The sequence below is a fragment of the Paenarthrobacter nitroguajacolicus genome, assembly GCF_051027655.1.
Lineage (GTDB): Bacteria > Actinomycetota > Actinomycetes > Actinomycetales > Micrococcaceae > Arthrobacter > Arthrobacter nitroguajacolicus.
On record NZ_CP073234.1, the window covers coordinates 982,650 to 1,000,013 of the forward strand.

Genomic DNA, 17,364 nt, shown 5'->3' on the forward strand with positions numbered 1-17,364 from the left:
TGCCGCCAACCGCTTCACCCAAGGATCCACAATGCCAAAACCAGATCTCCGCGAACTGCCCTCCAGCCAAGGCCATGCGGCCCCGGCCGAGCCTTCCAGCAGCAGCACCGGCCGTCCAGCGAAGCCCGCACGACCAGCCAAGCCCGCACGCCATCCGGATTCCCTCAAGGGCACCATCCTCAAAGTTGTCCTGCTGGGACTTGTGGACGCCTTCGCGGTGTACGTCCTGATGATGCTTTTCCTCAGCCAGTCGTGGGCTGCGCTGGCAGTGTCGTCGTTGGTGGTCCTGGCCATTAATTGGATCTACCTCCGGAAAGGCGGGCTGCCGGCCAAATACCTGGCCCCGGGGGTCCTGTTCCTGCTGGTGTTCCAGGTCCTGGTGGTGGTATTCAGCGGTTACATCGCCTTCACCAACTACGGCGATGGGCACAACAGCACTAAGGACGATGCCATTTCGGCCATCCAGCTGACAGCGCAGAAACGCGTACCCGATTCGCCTGCTTACAAGGCATCCGTGCTCACCAAGGGCAACGAGTTCTATCTGCTGTTCACCGATCCTGCGGGGAGGGCGCAATTCGGCAGTACCGGAGATCCGCTCGCCGAAGCCCCGGACGCCGGCAAGGACTCAGCGGGCAAGGCCAACTCCTTGCCGGGCTACCAGACGCTGAAGTTCCAGGAGATCGTGGCCAACCAGCAGGAGATCCTGAAGATCACGGTCCCGGTTTCGGACGATCCCGCCGATGGAACGTTGCGCACAGCAGACGGCAGCACGGCTTACCAGTTCAAGCCGGCGCTCAACTACGACGCCGCTACGGACACGTTCGTGGACATCGAAACCGGCACGGAATACCGCGACAACGGCAAGGGCGCCTTCGCCAATGCCAACGGAGATACCCTGGCCACCGGCTGGAAGATCGATGTCGGAATGGACAACTTCGTCCGGGCCTTCACGGATCCCAGCCTTCGCGGGCCGCTGGTGGGCGTGATCTTGTGGACGTTCACCTTCTCCATCGCGTCCGTCGCCCTCACCTTTGTGATGGGCCTCTTCCTGGCAATGACCTTCAACCGTGAGGACCTCAGGGGAAAGAAGGTGTACCGGATCCTGATGATCCTGCCCTACGCATTTCCCGCCTTCCTGTCCGGCCTGGTATGGTCCGGCATCCTCAATCCCGAGTTCGGGTGGCTGAACCAAACCTTGCTCGGCGGCGCGAACATCGGCTGGCTGACGGACCCCGTCCTGGCCAAGATCAGCGTGCTGGTGGTCAACGTGTGGCTTGGTTTCCCGTACATGTTCCTGGTCTGCACCGGCGCCCTGCAGTCGCTGCCGTCCGAAATCGACGAGGCAGCCCGCATGGATGGAGCCTCCGCTTGGCGGGTGTTCCGTTCCATCAAGCTACCGCTGCTGCTTGTGTCCGTGGCGCCGCTGCTGATCTCTTCCTTCGCCTTCAACTTCAACAACTTCAACGTCATCTACATGCTCACCGGCGGTGGGCCGCGCTTCGCGGACACTGACCGCGATATCGGTTCCACCGACATCCTCATCACGCTGGTGTACAAAGTCGCGTTCGGCCAAGGCACGGGCCGCGACTACGGCCTGGCCAGCGCGCTCGCAATCATCATTTTCATCATCGTGGCCACCATTTCGGCCATCAGCTTCAAGCAGACCAAAGCACTCGAGGACGTGAACTGATGAGCGTACGCACCCTGGCCTCCAGCAAGGAAACAACAACGGTCGACGGCGGCCCGTCGCCGCTGACGCAAAAGCGCCGTCCCTTTGGGGTCTGGTTCAAGGACAAAGGCTGGCGGCATGTGGTGGGCATCGTCACCACCATCTTCGCCGTGTTCCCGCTGCTCTACGTGCTCTCCGCTGCCCTGGATTCCAATGGCACCCTTGTGGGTTCCAACGGGCTGTTCTCCAGGTTCGACACCGGTAACTTCGTGGCACTCTTCAGTGACCCCACCCGACCCTTCGGCCGTTGGTTCGTGAACACGTTGGTGGTAGGTACGGTTACGTCCGCCGCTACTGTCTTCCTCGGCGCCATGGCCGCGTACGCTTTCTCCCGCATGCGCTTCAAGGGTCGCCGGATGGGACTCCTGACCCTCCTCCTGCTGCAGATGTTCCCGCAACTGTTGGCCGTCGTCGCGATCTTCCTGCTCCTCAGCGGGATCTCGCAGGTAATTCCGGCCTTGGGGCTGGGCAGCCAGCTGGGTCTCATCATGGTGTACCTGGGCGGAGCGCTGGGTGTGAACACCTACCTTATGTACGGGTTCTTCAACACAGTCCCGCAGTCACTGGATGAGGCCGCCAAGATCGACGGCGCCAGCCACGTGCAGATCTTCTTCGGCATCATCCTGCGACTGGTCACGCCCATTCTGGCGGTTGTGGGTCTCTTGGCCTTCATCGGCATTTCCAGCGAGTTCGTCATCGCCAGCGTGGTGCTGACCGATCCGGACAGCCAGACGCTCGCCGTCGGGCTTTACTCCTACGTGGCCCAGCAGCGCTCCGAGAACTGGGGCGTTTTCGCGGCCGGGGCCGTGATCGCCGCGATCCCGGTCATGGCACTGTTCCTCTTCCTGCAGAAATACATCGTCAGCGGACTTACCGCCGGATCAGTGAAAGGCTGACCATGCCAATCGCCCTTCCGCACCACGACGGCTCGAGCCTCTTCGTATCCAACACCGCACCCGGGCCTGTGTCCCTCGGCGACACCGTTCGCCTCCGGGTCCGCGTACCGCAGGGCTGGGGACCGGCGTCGAAAGTCTGGGTCCGTTCTGTCCAGGACGGTGAGCCCCGCTACGATGCCGCATTCCGGCTCGGCTCCGCCGATAGCTGGGACTGGTGGGAAGCGGCGATGCTGGTGGCGAACCCGGTGGCCAAGTACCGCTTCCTGCTGGAAGTCACTGACACGCACGACGACGGTGCTGCCGCCGACACGCCGACTGGTGGCGCACTGGTTGGCACTACCGTCGGGCGGCGCTACTGGAACCTCAACGCCCAAGGCCTGTTCGCCCGGGACGTTTCGGATTCAGCAGACTTTAGGCTGACGGCGTTCGCCCCGGCGCCGGAGTGGCTGGGCAAGGGCACCATGTATCAGGTATTCCCGGACCGGTTCGCCCGATCCACCCAAGCGGACGGACACCCCACGCCAGACTGGGCCATCGCTTGCTCCTGGGATACCCCGGTGGTGGGAACGGGCGAGGAAGCCTCCACACAGTTCTACGGGGGAGACCTCCCCGGGATCACGGGCAACCTGGACCACCTGAAGGAACTGGGGGTGGATGTCCTCTACCTGACGCCCTTCTTCCCTGCACGTTCCAACCACCGCTACGACGCTTCCACCTTCGATTCCGTGGATCCGCTCCTGGGTGGCGACCAGGCCCTGGTGGATTTGGTTGAAGCCGCACACGCGCGGGGCATCCGCGTCATGGGGGACCTCACCGCGAACCACTCCGGCGCTGCCCACGAATGGTTCGTCAAAGCGCTCGCCGATCCTGGATCAGAGGAAGCCGGCTACTACTACTTCAGCCCGGACCATTCCAGCTATGAGTCGTGGTGGGGAGTGCCGTCGCTGCCCAAATTCAACTGGTCCTCGGAAGCTCTCCGCCGGCGTTTCGTGACGGACCATGATTCCGTGGTGTCCCGTTGGCTTAAGCCGCCGTTCAACCTGGATGGATGGAGGATCGACGTCGGCAACATGACCGGACGCCTTGGATCTGTGGATCTCAACCATGAAGTTGCCCGGCTCATCGCTGACCGTGTGCGTGAAATCAACCCGAACGCGGCCCTGCTCGCTGAGTCCACATCCGATGCCGCCCCCGACGTTACGGGTGAGCACTGGCAGGGTGCCATGACGTACTCCAACCTCACCCGGCCGCTATGGTCCTGGCTCGCGAAAGACGCGCCGAACGTAAACTTCTTCGGCTCACCCCAGTCGGGGCCCTACAGGATCTCCGCTGAAGATTTCCTTGCGACGCATCAAGACCTCGCAGCGGGATTTAGCTGGGCTGTGCGACAAAACAACATGAACGCGCTCAATACGCACGACACAGCGCGGGCAGCAACGGTAATGGTCGACGGCGGCCCGGAAGCGGGTGCGGTGCTCACCTTCTGCCTGCCGGGAGTTCCGGTGTTGTTTGCCGGCGATGAATTTGGATTCGAAGGGTTCAACGGCGAGGACTCCAGGACTCCCATGCCGTGGGCTGAGTCGGGATCGGAAGGTAAGCCGGCCCCTGTGGTCGATCATCGCGTGGTTAAGGACTTGCGATCCGTCTACGCAAGCCTCGGGCGGCTACGCAAGGAAATGCCCGCGCTGACTGAGGGTGGTGTGCGATGGCTGCACGCAGAGGGCGACGCCATGATCTTTGTCCGGGAAACCATGGAGTCTTCAGTGCTGGTCTTCGTCTCGAGGGATGCTGCCCAAGTGGTCCTCGACGATTCGGTTCTCAGCGACGCGCAGCTTAGGGCGTTGCTACTGCTACCCCTGCACCACTCCGGCACGGTGGCATCGGCATCGGCATCGGCATCGGCATCGGCATCGGCATCGGCAACTTCCGGTCCATCCGGCGTCGAAGGTGTTTGTCTACGCTCGAAAGGTATCTCCGCAGGAATCTGGGCGATCCCCGGAACCCCGCTTCCCCTGCACTAAAGGTTGCCCGATGCCCCGCCGGTGCTGGCTAGACTGGCAAGGAAAAGACTGCGAAGACTGCCGGTTTGGCGTGTCCGCGGTGCTCATGTGGAGGGAAAGCCTTGTCGGACGAAACAGCCATCGCCGGAACATCAGGGGAAAGCATCAAGGAACGCACGGTGGGCCGAGGGGAAGCCGCCAAGCCACCTGCCATCCAGGGGACTTTCGTGGAGGAGCTTGCCGCTGGACTTGGGGCCGGGCAGATGGCGGGCGACGAAGAAACCCTCACCGTGTACTCGGTGGATCAGGGTCCAATGCTGGAGAGGCATCTGCCCCTGGCTGTGGTGTGGGCCGAGTCCGTGGAGGACGTGCAACATATTGTTCGCAGTTGCGCGGCGCATCAGGTGCCGATCGTCGCCCGGGGTGCTGGAACCGGTGTCTCCGGGGGAGCGCATGCCACCCAGGGCTGCATCGTCCTGAGCCTTGAACGGATGAACCGGATCCTGGACCTCAACCCCGACGACGAGACCGCCGTCGTCGAACCAGGCGTTATCAACGCCGAACTGAACGCTGCCGCGGCCAAACACGGCCTGATGTACGCGCCCGACCCGGCGAGTTACAAGATATCCACCATCGGCGGCAACGTTGCCACCAACGCCGGAGGACTGCGCTGCGCCAAATACGGTGTAACGCGCGATTCCGTGCTGGCCCTGGACGTCGTCATGGCGGATGGTTCGCTGATGCATACCGGCCACCAGACCTTTAAGGGCGTCGCAGGTTATGACCTGACCGCGCTCCTTGTCGGGTCTGAAGGAACGCTGGGAATCGTGGTGGGCGTGACTGTCCGCTTGAAGTACCTGCCTCGCGAGGTCCACACCATCGCCGCCTTCTACCAGGACTTCCGCAGCGCCGCCGCCGGAGTGCTCGCTGTGGGCAAGGCCAGGGTACAGCCCGCCATCATGGAGCTCCTGGACAACGGCACCTTGGTGCAGCTCGACGAACTCCATGGCGGCGACCTCCAAAAACGCGGCAAGTCATTACTTCTGATCCAGACCGATGGCTTCGGTGCGGCTGCAGAAGCCGACGTCGTTCGGCAAGTCCTCGCTGAAAGCGGCGCAACAGTGACCACGGAAGCCAGTGCGGAAGCCGAAATGCTGGTGGAAATGCGCCGCAACAGCCGCGGCGTCGAAGTGGATGACGAATTCAGGGTGGGGGAAGACATCGCCGTCCCGCGCTCGCGGCTGGTCGATTTCGTAGCCGAACTCGAGGCGATGGCCACCCGATTCCACGTCCGGCTCAAAGTAGTGGCCCACGCCGGCGACGGCAACCTGCACCCCACTTTCTGGATGGACAGGGTTGACCCTGCTACCGATGCGGAGGCCCTGAAGAGGCTGAATGCTGCCTTGGACGAATCCATTCGAGTCGGCCTCGATATGGGCGGCACCATCACAGGTGAGCACGGCGTTGGCCAATACAAGCTGCGATGGCTCGGCCTGGAGCAGCCCGAGCCCGTGAGGGAGCTGCAGCGGCGCATCAAAGAACTGTTCGATCCCCAGGGGATTCTGAACCCGGGGAAGGCTATCTAGGGTCTTGCCTTTGAGTCGGCCCGCAGGGCCTAAACGCTCGGCGCGCTCGGTCGTGCCTCCCTTAGACGCGCGCTGCCGCGTTCCGGCCCTGCGGACGACTCTCTGACGCTCTATCACGTCCCTCGTGCTTGAGCGTGACGCTCTTTCACGTCGCTCGTGTTTGGTTGTGACGCTCTATCACGTTCAGAACCCGTCCACGGACGGCCTTTGCGGTTCTTGGTATTCCAAACTTGACAGCGTCGTACTTGGGGTCGTCTTAGCCACCATTGTTTACGGCATTTACTTTCTGCGTATCACCTCTTAGTCTTACTTGGTATACCAAAGTGGCTATGAGGGGAATGACGTGCGTGTGAAGCGGTTGGCTGGGGCGGGATTGAATCCGAGGTTGATGACTGGCCTTATGCTGCTCGCACTTGTTGTGGTGTCAGTTAACCTTCGACCGGCCATTACGACCGTCGCCGGGGTCATGAACCAGGTTCCGGGAGTTTTCAACCTGGACCCCGCGCTGCTGCCCTTGTTGGGAACTCTGCCCGTGCTGGCGTTTGGTATTTCCGGTCCCAGCGGGCCTTGGCTGGCTAGACGATTCGGCACCGGGCGGGCTGTGGCTCTTGCTTTGCTGGTTCTCGCTGCAGCGCTGGTGGTTCGGGCGACCGTGCCGGCACTCCTGCTGCCGGGCACATTCCTGGCCGGCATGGCGATCATGACCGCGAGTGTCCTGGTGCCCCAGATCGTCAAAGCAAACCGCGGCACCGGCTGGTGGACGGGACTGTGCACCATGGGGTTCGGGCTCGGAGCGGCGCTTGGGGCCGGACTGGTCCAGCCACTGGAGCACGCTTTCGGCGGCAACCTGCCATCAGCGCTGGCTGTGTGGGCTGTCCCAGCGCTGTTGGGAGCCTTCCTGATCCACCGTGCCGGAGGCCCCGCCGGGGATGGCGCCGCTAGGTCGCTGGCCGGGGACGCGGCGTCGACGATTGTCACGAGAAAGCGGGCCGTCCCGCTCCGGAAGCAGCGCACCGCGTGGGCCGTGACAGCGTTCTTCGGCCTCCAGGCCATGCTCTACTTCGCGATCACATCCTGGCTGGCGGTGTATTTGGTATCCCGTGGGCTCGCAGCAGCCGATGCCGCTGCCCTGCTCGCTTGGTTCAGCCTGGCCGGGCTACCGGCAAGTTTGTTGGCACCCGTGCTGGCCGGTCGTCCTGCCATCCTGCGGATCATGGCGCCGGGGCTAGGGGTGTCTGTGGCGCTTGCGCTGTTGGGAGTCCTGACGTCGCCGGTTGAGCTGCAGTTCCTCATGGTCGGGATTCTGGGGGTTGTGCAGAGCGCCGGATTCGGGCTCGCCATGGCGTTGGTGGTGATCCGATCTGACGGACCACAACCTGCGGGAAAGCTTTCGGCAATGAGCCAGGGATTTGGCTTCGCGTTGGCGTCCCTCGGTCCGCTGGGCGCCGGGTTGCTGCACACCATGACCGGCGGCTGGGAGCTGACGTTCTGGGCGCTCGCCGCCGAAGCCGTAGTGCTGGCCGGTGCCGGGTTCCTGGCAATCCGGGGACCAATGGTGACTGTTCATCAGGGAAGCCGACAGGCCGAGAATGTCTCGAAAGCCAGCCTTGTTCGATAATCCGGCCGTACGAGGAAGGGCGCAGCGAACAAGACCGGGACTGGCCGCCCGGAACCCGAGCCACGGCCTGTCGGGCAGCAACTCCGCGGCGTATCCTCGGCGATATGACTAACTCACCATCAGGGACGCAACAGCCGGAAACACCTGCCACGAAAATCCTGGAAACCAACGAATGCTGGGAGCTCCTCCGTGGCGTCTCAGTGGGCAGGCTTGCCGTTGTGGTGGACGACCACCCGGACATCTTCCCCGTGAATTACAAGGTTGATCACGGGACCATGGTGTTCCGGACTGGCGAAGGAACCAAACTTCATGCAGCCCTGGGCGACGCGCCCGTGGCCATCGAAGCCGACGGCGTTAATGCCGAAACAGGGGTGGCATGGAGCGTTGTGGTCAAGGGCCAAGCATCTGCCGTGAAACTCACGCAGGACGTGCTGGATACCGTCGGGCTCCTCCTTTTCCCATGGGAAGCAGGCCAAAAGGACCAGTTCATCCGCATCACTCCCAGCCAGGTGACGGGTCGGCGATTCACAGTGACTCCCGCAGTGACGTGGTGGACGCCGCTGGATGAAGCGCCCACGGCCAGAGGCGAGTAGCCCGGCACGCAGAAACCCGTCCTCGTCCGGGCTCCTCACCGTTTAACGGAGAGGAGCCCGGACAAGAGCGGGTTCCGAGGGAGCTAGACCAGTTCCAGCTGGTCCGCCACAACCCTTCCGGCGTGGATCACAGTGCGGTCCCTTCCTCGGTCCATCACCGTGGAAGCCACCGTTTCGCCGTCCACCAGCAACAGTTCCGCGGGATCGCCAACCTCGACGCCGGGACGATGGGCCGTGTCCTTCAGCCTGGTTGCGCGGGGGTCAAGGATGCTCGCACCACCGATGGTGGCGATGGCCAGGCAGTGCTCGATCAGCTCGTCCTTGCGGAAACCGTGCGTGAAGGCGAGCTGCCAGGTGCGGTCCAGCATGTCCGTGTTGCCGTAAGGGGACCAGTAGTCACGTTGGCCATCCTCGCCCAACCCCAAACGAACGCCGGCTTCGGTGAGCAAGGGAATGGGCAGTTGGCCTGCAGCAGACGGAGCAACCGAAGCCAAGGACACGTCCAGTTCCGCGAAGGCCTCAATGAGCCTACGCGTAGTGGCCTCGTTGACGCTGCCCAATTGGTATGCATGGGACATGGTCACCTTCCCCTGCATGCCTAGCGCCCGGGTGCGCTCGAGGACCAGATCTGTGCTAAAAACACCCAATTCGCCGGGCTCGTGGAGGTGGATGTCGATGGGAACCTGATACTTCTCTGCCAGCCCAAACACGATGTCCAGGTGCTTCGCCGGATCGCGGTCCAGCGTGCAGGGATCGATGCCACCCATCACGTTGGCGCCGGCTTTCAGCGCCTCCTCCATGAGTTCCACCGTCCCTTCCTCCAGCAACAACCCGGCCTGGGGGAAAGCGATGATGTCCACGGAGGTCTGGCCGGCGAATTTTTCCTTGGCGGCAGCAACGGCGTCGAAACGCTCCAGCCTGCAGTCCACGTCAACCTGCGCGTAGGAGCGGACCCGGGTAGTACCACGGGCGATCATCCGGCCCAGGGTGTCGTTCACGCGATCCTGCAACGGGACCTCAGCGTTGCGCCAGTTTTGCCGGTCGTTCATCATCATGGTCCACACACCCGGACCTCCGGTGTGCTCACGGAACGGAAGGCCGATCCGGGTGGAATCAAGGTGAACGTGGACGTCCGAGAATGACGGGAGCAGCAAACGTCCGCGGCCTTCCACCACCGTAACGCCACCCGGAACCACGCGGGCTGGATCATGAGGTTCGACGGCGGTGATCTTGCCGCCTGCTTCGCCCGCGACAAGGGTGACGTCGCTGAGCGCTTGCCCCCAGGGGCGGACGGCGCGGATCAGGGTATTCAATGGTTACTCCTTTGATAGTGAATCTATTGCCTGCTTCTATTGCACGCCCGCCAGGACCGTTGCGGCCATAGCTGTGTGGTGGCAGGCAGGCGCCTCGGGCTTGGCGGGTGTGGGGATCTGGTCGATGCAGCGTTGGCGCTGCTCTTCGGGAAGCGTGCCAATGAGCGGGCACCGTGTCCGGAAGACGCAGCCGCTGGGTGGGTTGGCCGGCGAGGGGAGGTCGCCACGAAGCCGGATCTTCACCTGTTCACGGGCTGCCCGGGGATCCGGAAGGGGTACTGCCGAGAGCAATGCCTTGGTGTACGGATGCAAAGGATCGCTGAACAAAGCGTCCCGAGGCCCCTGCTCGACGACCTTGCCCAGGTACATCACCGCGACTTCGTGGGAGATGTGCCGGACCACAGAGAGGTCGTGCGCGATGAAGATGTAGGAAACGCCGGTGTCGCGCTGGATCTGCTGCATCAGGTTCACCACCTGTGCCTGCACTGAGACGTCCAAAGCGGACACTGGTTCGTCGCACACAATCACTGACGGACTCAGGGAAATCGCCCGGGCGATACCCACGCGCTGACGCTGGCCCCCGGAGAACTCATGCGGGAAACGGTTGTAGTGCTCCGGCTTGAGCCCCACTTGGTCCAGGAGTTCCTTCACCCGGTTCTTGAGGCCACCTGGCGGATTGATCCTCTGCGCCACCATGGGAGCGGCGATAGCTGTACCCACTGTCTGCCGCGGATTCAGGGACGCGAAGGGGTCCTGGAAGATCATCTGGACCTTGCGCCGGAAGTTGTACAGATCCTTGCCGCGAAGTTGGCTGATGTCCTCGCCGTCCACCAGAATCCGGCCGCCCGTCGGGTCCATGAGGCGGGCTACCATACGGCCAGTGGTCGATTTACCGCATCCGGACTCACCTACGAGTCCCAAAGTCTGGCCTCGGGCGAGACTGAACGATACGCCGTCGACCGCTTTGACAGAGCGTTTGGCGGCGCCCGGAAGCAGGCCGCCCTTCAGCAGGAAGTGCTTTTGCAGGTTCTCCACCTGAAGAATTGGCTGATGTTCCATGGCCGGTCCTAACGCGAATTCCGAATGGTGATGATCTGCGGGCCGCTCAGATGGCAGCGTTTGCCGTGCCCGTCCTCCACCAGCAGTTCAGGCCGCTGGTTGGCGCAGATGCCGTCGCCGGTGAGTTCTGTGTACTGGCATCTTGCGCTGAAGATGCAGCCCTTGGGGAGGTCAAGGAGCGACGGCGGCTGGCCGGGTATGGGGTTCAGCTGGCTCGATGCGCTGTTGAGCGTGGGCATGGAGTTGAGCAGGCCCAGTGTGTAGGGGTGCTGGGTGTCGTAGAAGATCCCGTCCACCGGCCCGGACTCGACGCATTGCCCGCCGTACATGACCAACACGTTGTCGCAGACCTCGGCAACCACACCGAGGTCGTGCGTGATGAGGATCAACGCCGAGTTTGTTTCCTCTTGGAGCTCGGACATGAGGTCCAGGATCTGCGCCTGAACTGTGACGTCCAGCGCCGTGGTTGGTTCGTCCGCGATCAAGAGCTCAGGTTCGCAGATCAGCGCCATCGCGATCATGGCACGCTGGCGCATGCCACCGGAGAAGTGGTGGGGGTACTCGTCGTAGCGCTGGTCAGGGCTCGGGATACCCACCCTCCCCAGCATGTCGACGGCGGTCGCCCGGGCCTGCTTCTTGCTCGCCTTGTTGTGGACCAAGTACGCCTCGGCGATCTGGTGACCCACAGTGTAGAAGGGGTGCAGCGCCGAGAGCGGATCCTGGAAGATCATGCCGATGTTGCGGCCGCGGAGCGGGCGCATCGCGGACTCGGGCAGGGTGACAAGGTCCTTGCCTTGGAACATCGCCTGGCCACTCACCTGCGCCGAGGTGCCCTTGAGCAGGCCCATCAGCGCTTGGCTGGTGACGGATTTTCCGGAACCGGACTCGCCCACAATGCCAAGGGTCTGACCGCGCTCAAGGGAGAAGTCCATCCCGTTCACTGCGGAGACAACACCGTCGTCCGTAGGGAACTTCACGCTAAGGTCGCGGACCTCCAGGAAGGGGGCGGTGGCGAGGCCGCCCGCCTGCTGAGTGGTGGTGTTCACATGGGTCATTGGAGCCTCACTCGGGGATCGATGGCGGCGTAGGCGAGGTCCACCACGACGTTGGCCACGATGACGAAGAACGCAGCCAGCATGGTGATGGCCATGGTGACGGGAAGGTCGCCGGAAATGGCGGCATGCACGGCCGTGAAGCCCAGGCCGGGGACGGAGAAGATCTGTTCCGTGAGGACCGCGCCGCCCAGCAACAAGCCGATGTCCATGCCGAGCATGGTCACAACCGGTGTGATGCCGGCCCGTACGCCGTGCTTGAACGTGACCATCCGTGGTGCCAGGCCCTTGGCGCGGGCCGTCCGGATGAAGTCCTCGCCGAACGTCTCGATCATGTTGGTCCGGGTGACACGGATGTAGGAGGCACTGAAAAGCACGGCCAACGCAATCCAGGGCAGCAGGTAGTTGGCCACCCAGGCTCCCGGACCTTGCGGGCCGAACGGGCTGTTGATCTCGTTGGTGGTGAAGGGCAACAAGTGTAGTTGATTGACGAACAGGAGCAGCAGGAACAGGCCCGTGACGGGGATCGGCAGTGAAACGCCCACGGAGGCGGCGCCCACAATGAACTTATCCACGGGAGAGCCCTTGCGGAGGGCGGCCAGAAGGCCAAGCCCGACGCCGGTAATGGTCCACAGCACCAGCGCGCCGATGGCCATGGAGAAGGTGTAAGGGAGTGAACGGCCGATGATGTCGGCTACGTTCTCATTGGTTTGGAAGGACTTTCCGAGGCACGGCCATTCGCAAAGAGTCTGCGCACCCGGGGCGCCGATCATTCGCGAAGAAAAGAGCCCGCGGATGTAATCGGCGTACTGGACGAAGAAAGGTTGGTCCATGCCCAAAGCAACACGGGCCTCGGCCACGCGCTCGGGTGTGCACTCCTGACCGCACGCGGCGGCTGCGGGATCAGAGGGGCCGAGCTGGAAAAGCGTGAAGGTAATAAAGCTGACCGCGGCGAGAAGCAGGACCAACGAACCGGTCCGGCGAAGAATGAAAGTCATCATGGTGGTGGTTGCGGGCCGCCCGCTGAGGCAGGCGGCCCGCTTCTCCTTCTGGACTATGCCCGAATAGTTTTCGAAGCCCGGTTATTGCTCGACGCCGACGATCGAGAGATCGATGCCGCCGAAGAAGTAGCCCACCTGGGCGTTGCGGACGTTGGAACCCACCACGCTGTTGGTGTGGCTGCGGATGAGCGGGACGATTGGGTAGGTCTTCAGGGCTGAGCCGAACGCCTCGGACCATTTCTTGCCCAGTTCCTCGGAGGTGCCGTCCGTATTGCGGAGATCGAACATGGCCTTGGAAACTACGGGATCGAAGTAGCGGGACGTGTTGGAGAAGCCGTAGCTGGTGCCTTCATTGTTCGGTCCCAGCAGGGGGTCCGCGGAGGTGCGGACTGACGCCGGGTCGGCACCGCCGCACCAGCCGGAACGCCCCATGTCCGGCAGTTGCTCGCTGGCCAGGACGGAGTAGTAGTTGGGTGCCGGGATCGGTACCAGCTCAACCTCGATGCCCAGGGCCTTGAGGTTCTGCTGGACAACCGTGCCGGTGTTCTTGAACGCATCGCGGTTGTTGGCGTAGCCGTACGTCAGGGTCTTGGGGAAGTCCTTGCCTTCCAGGAGCTTCTTGGCTTCTTCTAATTTGGGCTTACCCGTGGGGTCCAGTTCGAGCTCGGTCTCCACATAACCGCGCATCTTGGCATTCAGCGGGCTCTGGGTGATTTCACCGAAGCGTCGTCCACCGTACTGAACCAGGATGGACTGGCGGTCCAGAGCCAAAGCGATCGCCTTGCGGACATCCGGGTCCTTGATTTTCTCCGTGTTCAAACTCAGGACGTCGTTGCATCCCAGAAGACCCGAAGCCACCCGGTCTTTCACCTGGGCATCAGCCAGCTTGGCGGAGTCCGAGGTTTGGAGCGCGCCATTGGAGTCAAGGGTGATGGCGTTGGGGTCCGAGTCGGCCAGGAGTTGCTGGCTGATGGTGGCCTGCGAGGTGGAAAGCGAGAAGCTGAACGTGTCCGGGAGTGCCGAGCGGTTGGGGTCCGTCGCGGGATCCCAGTGCGGGTTGCGAACCAGTTTCAGGGACTTGCCACGGTTGTAGGACTCCACCATGTACGGTCCTGAGGACACCGGGTGGTTGGTGTAGTCCAGCTTGGTGTCCTTGGCCTTCGGGACAGGAGCGGTATTGGACCGGGATGCCAACGCCGGGAACTCGGCGAACGGTTTTTTCAGATGGAAGACCACGGTGCGCTCATCAGGCGTTTCAACGGCCTTGAGCACAGCGGAAGGATCCTTGTACGGCCCCTTGTACCCGCCGGCGTCGAGCGCTGCGTTCAACTCTTGCGGCGCCTGGGTGAAGACATCCTGCGCGAAGGTGCGCTCCACGCCGTACTTGATGTCCGCCGAGGTGATGGGTGTTCCGTCCTCGAACTTCACGCCTTCCTTGAGGGTGAAGGTCCAGCTGAGGCCGTCGTCGGAGACCTTGCCGGTGTCCGTTGCGAGGTCCGGGACCACTGTTGGCGGCTGGCCCGCCGTTTCCTTGGCCATGGTCAGGGTGCGGTAGTACAGCTGGCCAACATTTGCCGTCTGAACGTAGTTGCTGTTTCCGGGGTCCAGAGTCTGGAAATCGGAAGACATCAGCACGTTGATGTTGCCGCCCTTGGCAGTGAAGCCGGACTTGACCACGTTGGGCGCCAGTTCCGTGACCGAACCGGCGGGCTTGGAACTGCTTGGCTGGCTTTGGCCGGCTCCACAGCCGGTAGCGGCCATGGCGATCAACACCGAAAGTGCCAGAGCTCTTGCAGGGGTTTTCATGATGCTCCTTGTGAGGGGGGTGAAAGGCGATGCGGGGGATGAGTGTTAGTGGCGCGAAGCTTTAGGGTCCAGGGCATCCCGGACGGCGTCGCCCAGAAGGTTGAAGGCCAGGACGGTGATGACGAGCATGATGCCGGGGACTGCGAGGAACCACGGATCGCTGAGGTACCAGTTGCCGGACTGCGCGGCGTTGAGCATCTGGCCCCACGACGGTGTGGGGTCCTTGACGCCGACGCCCAGGAAGGACAGGGCTGCCTCGGCCGAGATGTTGGTGGGGATCAGCATGGTGGCGTACACCAGGACCACTCCCATGACGTTGGGGATGATCTGGCGGAAGAGAATGCTCAGGTGTGAGGCGCCGAATGATCGGGCTGCTTCGACGAACTCGCGCTCGCGGAGGCTCAGCACCTGGCCTCGGACGATTCTGGCGAGGTACGCCCATCCGAAGAAGCCCAGGATGATCACCAGGGAGGCCATGGGCAGGAAGCTGCCTTCGCCCAGCGGCGTGTCCCTTAGCCGTGACTGAAGGATGGGTGTCAGGGAGAGCACCAGGAGAAGGTGCGGGAAGGCCAGGAACAAGTCCATGATGCGGCTGATGATGGCGTCCGTCTTACCGCCGAAGTAGCCGGCTGCCGCGCCAAGGACAGTTCCGAGGACCACTGAAACCACCGTGGAGAGTAGCGCGATGGTGAGCGACACTTGTCCGCCGTAGGCGAGCCTGGCGAACAGGTCGCGTCCCAACCCTGGCTCGACGCCCAACCAGTGCTGGGCCGAGGGATACATATAGCCGGGGAGCGGCAACCCGGGGGTTTGGAAGTCATCCAGTACCTCGGGACTGGTGTTGGACGTGTAGGGGTCGTTGCCGGACATGGCGCTGAGGACGGGAGCCAGGATGGCGAACAGCAGGATGGCAACCACCACGCACAGGCTGAGGAGCGCGATTTTGCTGCGCCGGATCCTCATCCAGGCCGTGGCGAGGAGGGAACGTGCTTCGGCAGGTGCGTTGGCCTCCGGCGACGTTGCCGGAGGGAGCGGCGGGCTGCCGATGCTTGGTTCGACGGACTGTATCTGGGTCAACGGTTCTGCTCGTTTCATGATCAGGAGCTGGCTCCGGAGTTCTTGTATACCAAAATAGACTAGAGCAGGATTGATGCGATGTAAATCACAAATAATGTACTGTTTGGAATACCAGAGAGTATTACGAGCTGTCCTTGGCGGACAGGAAACAGGAGTCGCCGTGCCTACCAAGGTCACCGCCCGCTACGTGCTGGGCCATCACAACGGACGCCACGTGCTGCTGGAAAACGCGTGCGTGGTTTACAGCGGCCACACCATTGACTACGTGGGGAATGACTACACAGGTCAGGTGGACGAGGAACGCGATCTTGGCGATGCCTTGCTCATGCCCGGCCTGATCGACCTCGATGCCCTCACGGACATTGACCACCTCATCCTGGACAGTTGGGCAGGTCCGGAGCAGGCCAAGGGTCACCAGTGGTCCGAGGACTATTTCCGTTACCGCCGCGCTGACGTCTTCACCGCCGAAGAACGCCAGCAGCTTCGCGAGTACGCCCTGATCCAGCTGATTCTGCACGGCATTACCACGTACATGCCCATCGCATCGGAAGTTCACTCCGAGTGGGCTGAACCATTCGAAGAACTCGTGGGCATGGCTGAGTCCAGCCGACGCCTGGGCCTGCGCGGCTACCTGGGCTCGGCGTACCGCTCGGGAGTCAACGTCGTGTCGGAGAACGACGAACGTTCAGTGATGTTCGACGACGACCGCGGGCGGGAGGGGCTGGCCGATGCCTTGCGCTTCATTGACCACGCAACGGAACTCGATGACCCGTTGGTCAACGGAGTCCTGCTACCGTGCAGGATCGAGACGCTGGACATCGAGCTGCTTAAGGCCACCGCAGCAGCGTCCAGCGAGCGGGACATCCTGGTGCGTCTGCACTCACTCCAGGGCCTCGTGGAGCGCGAGCTCATCCTTGACTGGCACGGAGTGACACCCTTGGAGCTTTTGGAAGAAGTAGGGATGCTCAACAAACGCCTGCTGATCCCGCACGCCACCTACACGGACCGAAATCCTGCGGTCCACGGCGAGGACCGCGGCGACCTCACCCGACTGGCGGCCAGCGGTGCCAGCATCATTCACTGCCCTTTGACTTCCATGCGTTATGGCAGCACGCTGGATTCCTTCGACGCCTACAAGGCGGCAGGCATCAACATCTCCTTGGGTACGGACTCGTTCCCGCCGGACCTGATCCGCGGCATTGATGCCGGCGTCCAGCTCGCCAAGATCATGGCCGGGACCAATGACGCCGGCGACGTCGCCGGATATTTCGACGCCGCCACCCTGGGAGGAGCGCACGCACTGCGGCGTCCTGACCTTGGACGCCTCGAACCCGGTGCCCAAGCAGATCTCGTGGCCTTCTCACTGGGAGACATCCGGGACGGCGTCCACGACGACCCGCTCCGGACCCTGATCCTGAACGGCACTGCCCGCCAGGCCGTGCTCTCAGTGGTGGCAGGCAGGACCATCATGGCCAACGGTGTGATCGAGGGAGTGGACCTGGACTACTGGCGCGCAAAAGGGCAGGAGCTCTTCGATAAGATGCGCAACGCCTACACCGTCAGGGACGCCCGGAACCGTGCGGCGGATGAGCTGTTTCCTCCCGTGTATGCTCGGTTGGAACGCTGACCGGCGC

The 17,364-nt window shown here is 62.8% G+C and carries 13 protein-coding genes; 7 read left to right on the plus strand and 6 right to left on the minus strand.

Annotated elements, in window-relative coordinates; all coding sequences use genetic code 11:
- Positions 1-31: 31 nt before the first annotated feature.
- The 6 genes from KCX59_RS05005 (at position 32) to KCX59_RS05030 (ending at position 8,422) form a co-directional block, all read left to right on the plus strand.
- Positions 32-1,690: an ABC transporter permease subunit gene (locus KCX59_RS05005; RefSeq protein WP_179019892.1), complete on the plus strand. Its 1,659-nt coding sequence runs from the start codon at positions 32-34 to the stop codon at positions 1,688-1,690.
- Entirely contained in the window at positions 1,690-2,625 is a 936-nt protein-coding gene (locus KCX59_RS05010; RefSeq protein ID WP_091465525.1) for a sugar ABC transporter permease, read from the plus strand. Before KCX59_RS05005 ends, KCX59_RS05010 begins: the two co-directional genes overlap by 1 nt.
- Before the next feature lie 2 nt (positions 2,626-2,627).
- Positions 2,628-4,646, plus strand: a complete 2,019-nt coding sequence (locus KCX59_RS05015) for a glycoside hydrolase family 13 protein (protein WP_179019894.1) — start codon at positions 2,628-2,630, stop codon at positions 4,644-4,646.
- 101 nt (positions 4,647-4,747) lie between these two features.
- Positions 4,748-6,211, plus strand: coding sequence for an FAD-binding oxidoreductase (locus tag KCX59_RS05020; RefSeq protein WP_178996070.1), 1,464 nt, complete (start codon positions 4,748-4,750; stop codon positions 6,209-6,211).
- 400 nt (positions 6,212-6,611) lie between these two features.
- A complete protein-coding gene (locus KCX59_RS05025; protein WP_256871735.1) occupies positions 6,612-7,829 on the plus strand; it encodes an MFS transporter in 1,218 nt (405 codons plus the stop codon).
- Positions 7,830-7,933: 104 nt separating this feature from the next.
- Positions 7,934-8,422, plus strand: coding sequence for a pyridoxamine 5'-phosphate oxidase family protein (locus tag KCX59_RS05030; RefSeq protein ID WP_179019896.1), 489 nt, complete (start codon positions 7,934-7,936; stop codon positions 8,420-8,422).
- Between the two features lie 83 nt (positions 8,423-8,505).
- Here KCX59_RS05030 and KCX59_RS05035 read toward each other — a convergent pair whose 3' ends face one another.
- The 6 genes from KCX59_RS05035 to KCX59_RS05060 form a co-directional block, all read right to left on the minus strand.
- Positions 8,506-9,735, minus strand: coding sequence for an amidohydrolase family protein (locus KCX59_RS05035; RefSeq protein ID WP_179019897.1), 1,230 nt, complete (start codon positions 9,733-9,735; stop codon positions 8,506-8,508).
- Positions 9,736-9,771: 36 nt separating this feature from the next.
- A complete protein-coding gene (locus KCX59_RS05040) occupies positions 9,772-10,794 on the minus strand; it encodes an ABC transporter ATP-binding protein (RefSeq protein ID WP_179019898.1) in 1,023 nt (340 codons plus the stop codon).
- A gap of 8 nt (positions 10,795-10,802) precedes the next feature.
- The gene (locus KCX59_RS05045; protein ID WP_179019900.1) at positions 10,803-11,849 is read right to left on the minus strand and encodes an ABC transporter ATP-binding protein; all 1,047 of its coding nucleotides are present in this window, start codon (positions 11,847-11,849) and stop codon (positions 10,803-10,805) included.
- Positions 11,846-12,847: an ABC transporter permease gene (locus KCX59_RS05050; RefSeq protein ID WP_178996079.1), complete on the minus strand. Its 1,002-nt coding sequence runs from the start codon at positions 12,845-12,847 to the stop codon at positions 11,846-11,848. Before KCX59_RS05050 ends, KCX59_RS05045 begins: the two co-directional genes overlap by 4 nt.
- 81 nt (positions 12,848-12,928) lie before the next feature.
- Positions 12,929-14,653, minus strand: coding sequence for an ABC transporter substrate-binding protein (locus tag KCX59_RS05055; RefSeq protein ID WP_178996081.1), 1,725 nt, complete (start codon positions 14,651-14,653; stop codon positions 12,929-12,931).
- 45 nt (positions 14,654-14,698) lie between these two features.
- Entirely contained in the window at positions 14,699-15,748 is a 1,050-nt protein-coding gene (locus KCX59_RS05060) for an ABC transporter permease (RefSeq protein ID WP_256871736.1), read from the minus strand.
- Between the two features lie 142 nt (positions 15,749-15,890).
- Between KCX59_RS05060 and KCX59_RS05065 the strand changes: the two genes are divergently transcribed.
- Complete coding sequence (locus KCX59_RS05065) at positions 15,891-17,357, plus strand: chlorohydrolase family protein (protein ID WP_179019902.1); 1,467 nt, start codon at positions 15,891-15,893, stop codon at positions 17,355-17,357.
- The last annotated feature ends 7 nt before the right edge of the window (positions 17,358-17,364 follow it).

What these genes read in the sequence shown, in the direction of transcription:
- KCX59_RS05005 (WP_179019892.1), top strand. Translation starts at nt 32, where the DNA reads ATGCCAAAACCAGATCTCCGCGAACTGCCCTCCAGCCAAGGCCATGCG.
- KCX59_RS05010 (WP_091465525.1), top strand. Translation starts at nt 1,690, where the DNA reads ATGAGCGTACGCACCCTGGCCTCCAGCAAGGAAACAACAACGGTCGAC.
- KCX59_RS05015 (WP_179019894.1), top strand. Translation starts at nt 2,628, where the DNA reads ATGCCAATCGCCCTTCCGCACCACGACGGCTCGAGCCTCTTCGTATCC.
- KCX59_RS05025 (WP_256871735.1), top strand. Translation starts at nt 6,612, where the DNA reads ATGCTGCTCGCACTTGTTGTGGTGTCAGTTAACCTTCGACCGGCCATT.
- KCX59_RS05030 (WP_179019896.1), top strand. Translation starts at nt 7,934, where the DNA reads ATGACTAACTCACCATCAGGGACGCAACAGCCGGAAACACCTGCCACG.
- KCX59_RS05040 (WP_179019898.1), bottom strand. Translation starts at nt 10,794, where the DNA reads ATGGAACATCAGCCAATTCTTCAGGTGGAGAACCTGCAAAAGCACTTC.
- KCX59_RS05045 (WP_179019900.1), bottom strand. Translation starts at nt 11,849, where the DNA reads ATGACCCATGTGAACACCACCACTCAGCAGGCGGGCGGCCTCGCCACC.
- KCX59_RS05050 (WP_178996079.1), bottom strand. Translation starts at nt 12,847, where the DNA reads ATGATGACTTTCATTCTTCGCCGGACCGGTTCGTTGGTCCTGCTTCTC.
- KCX59_RS05055 (WP_178996081.1), bottom strand. Translation starts at nt 14,653, where the DNA reads ATGAAAACCCCTGCAAGAGCTCTGGCACTTTCGGTGTTGATCGCCATG.
- KCX59_RS05060 (WP_256871736.1), bottom strand. Translation starts at nt 15,748, where the DNA reads ATGAAACGAGCAGAACCGTTGACCCAGATACAGTCCGTCGAACCAAGC.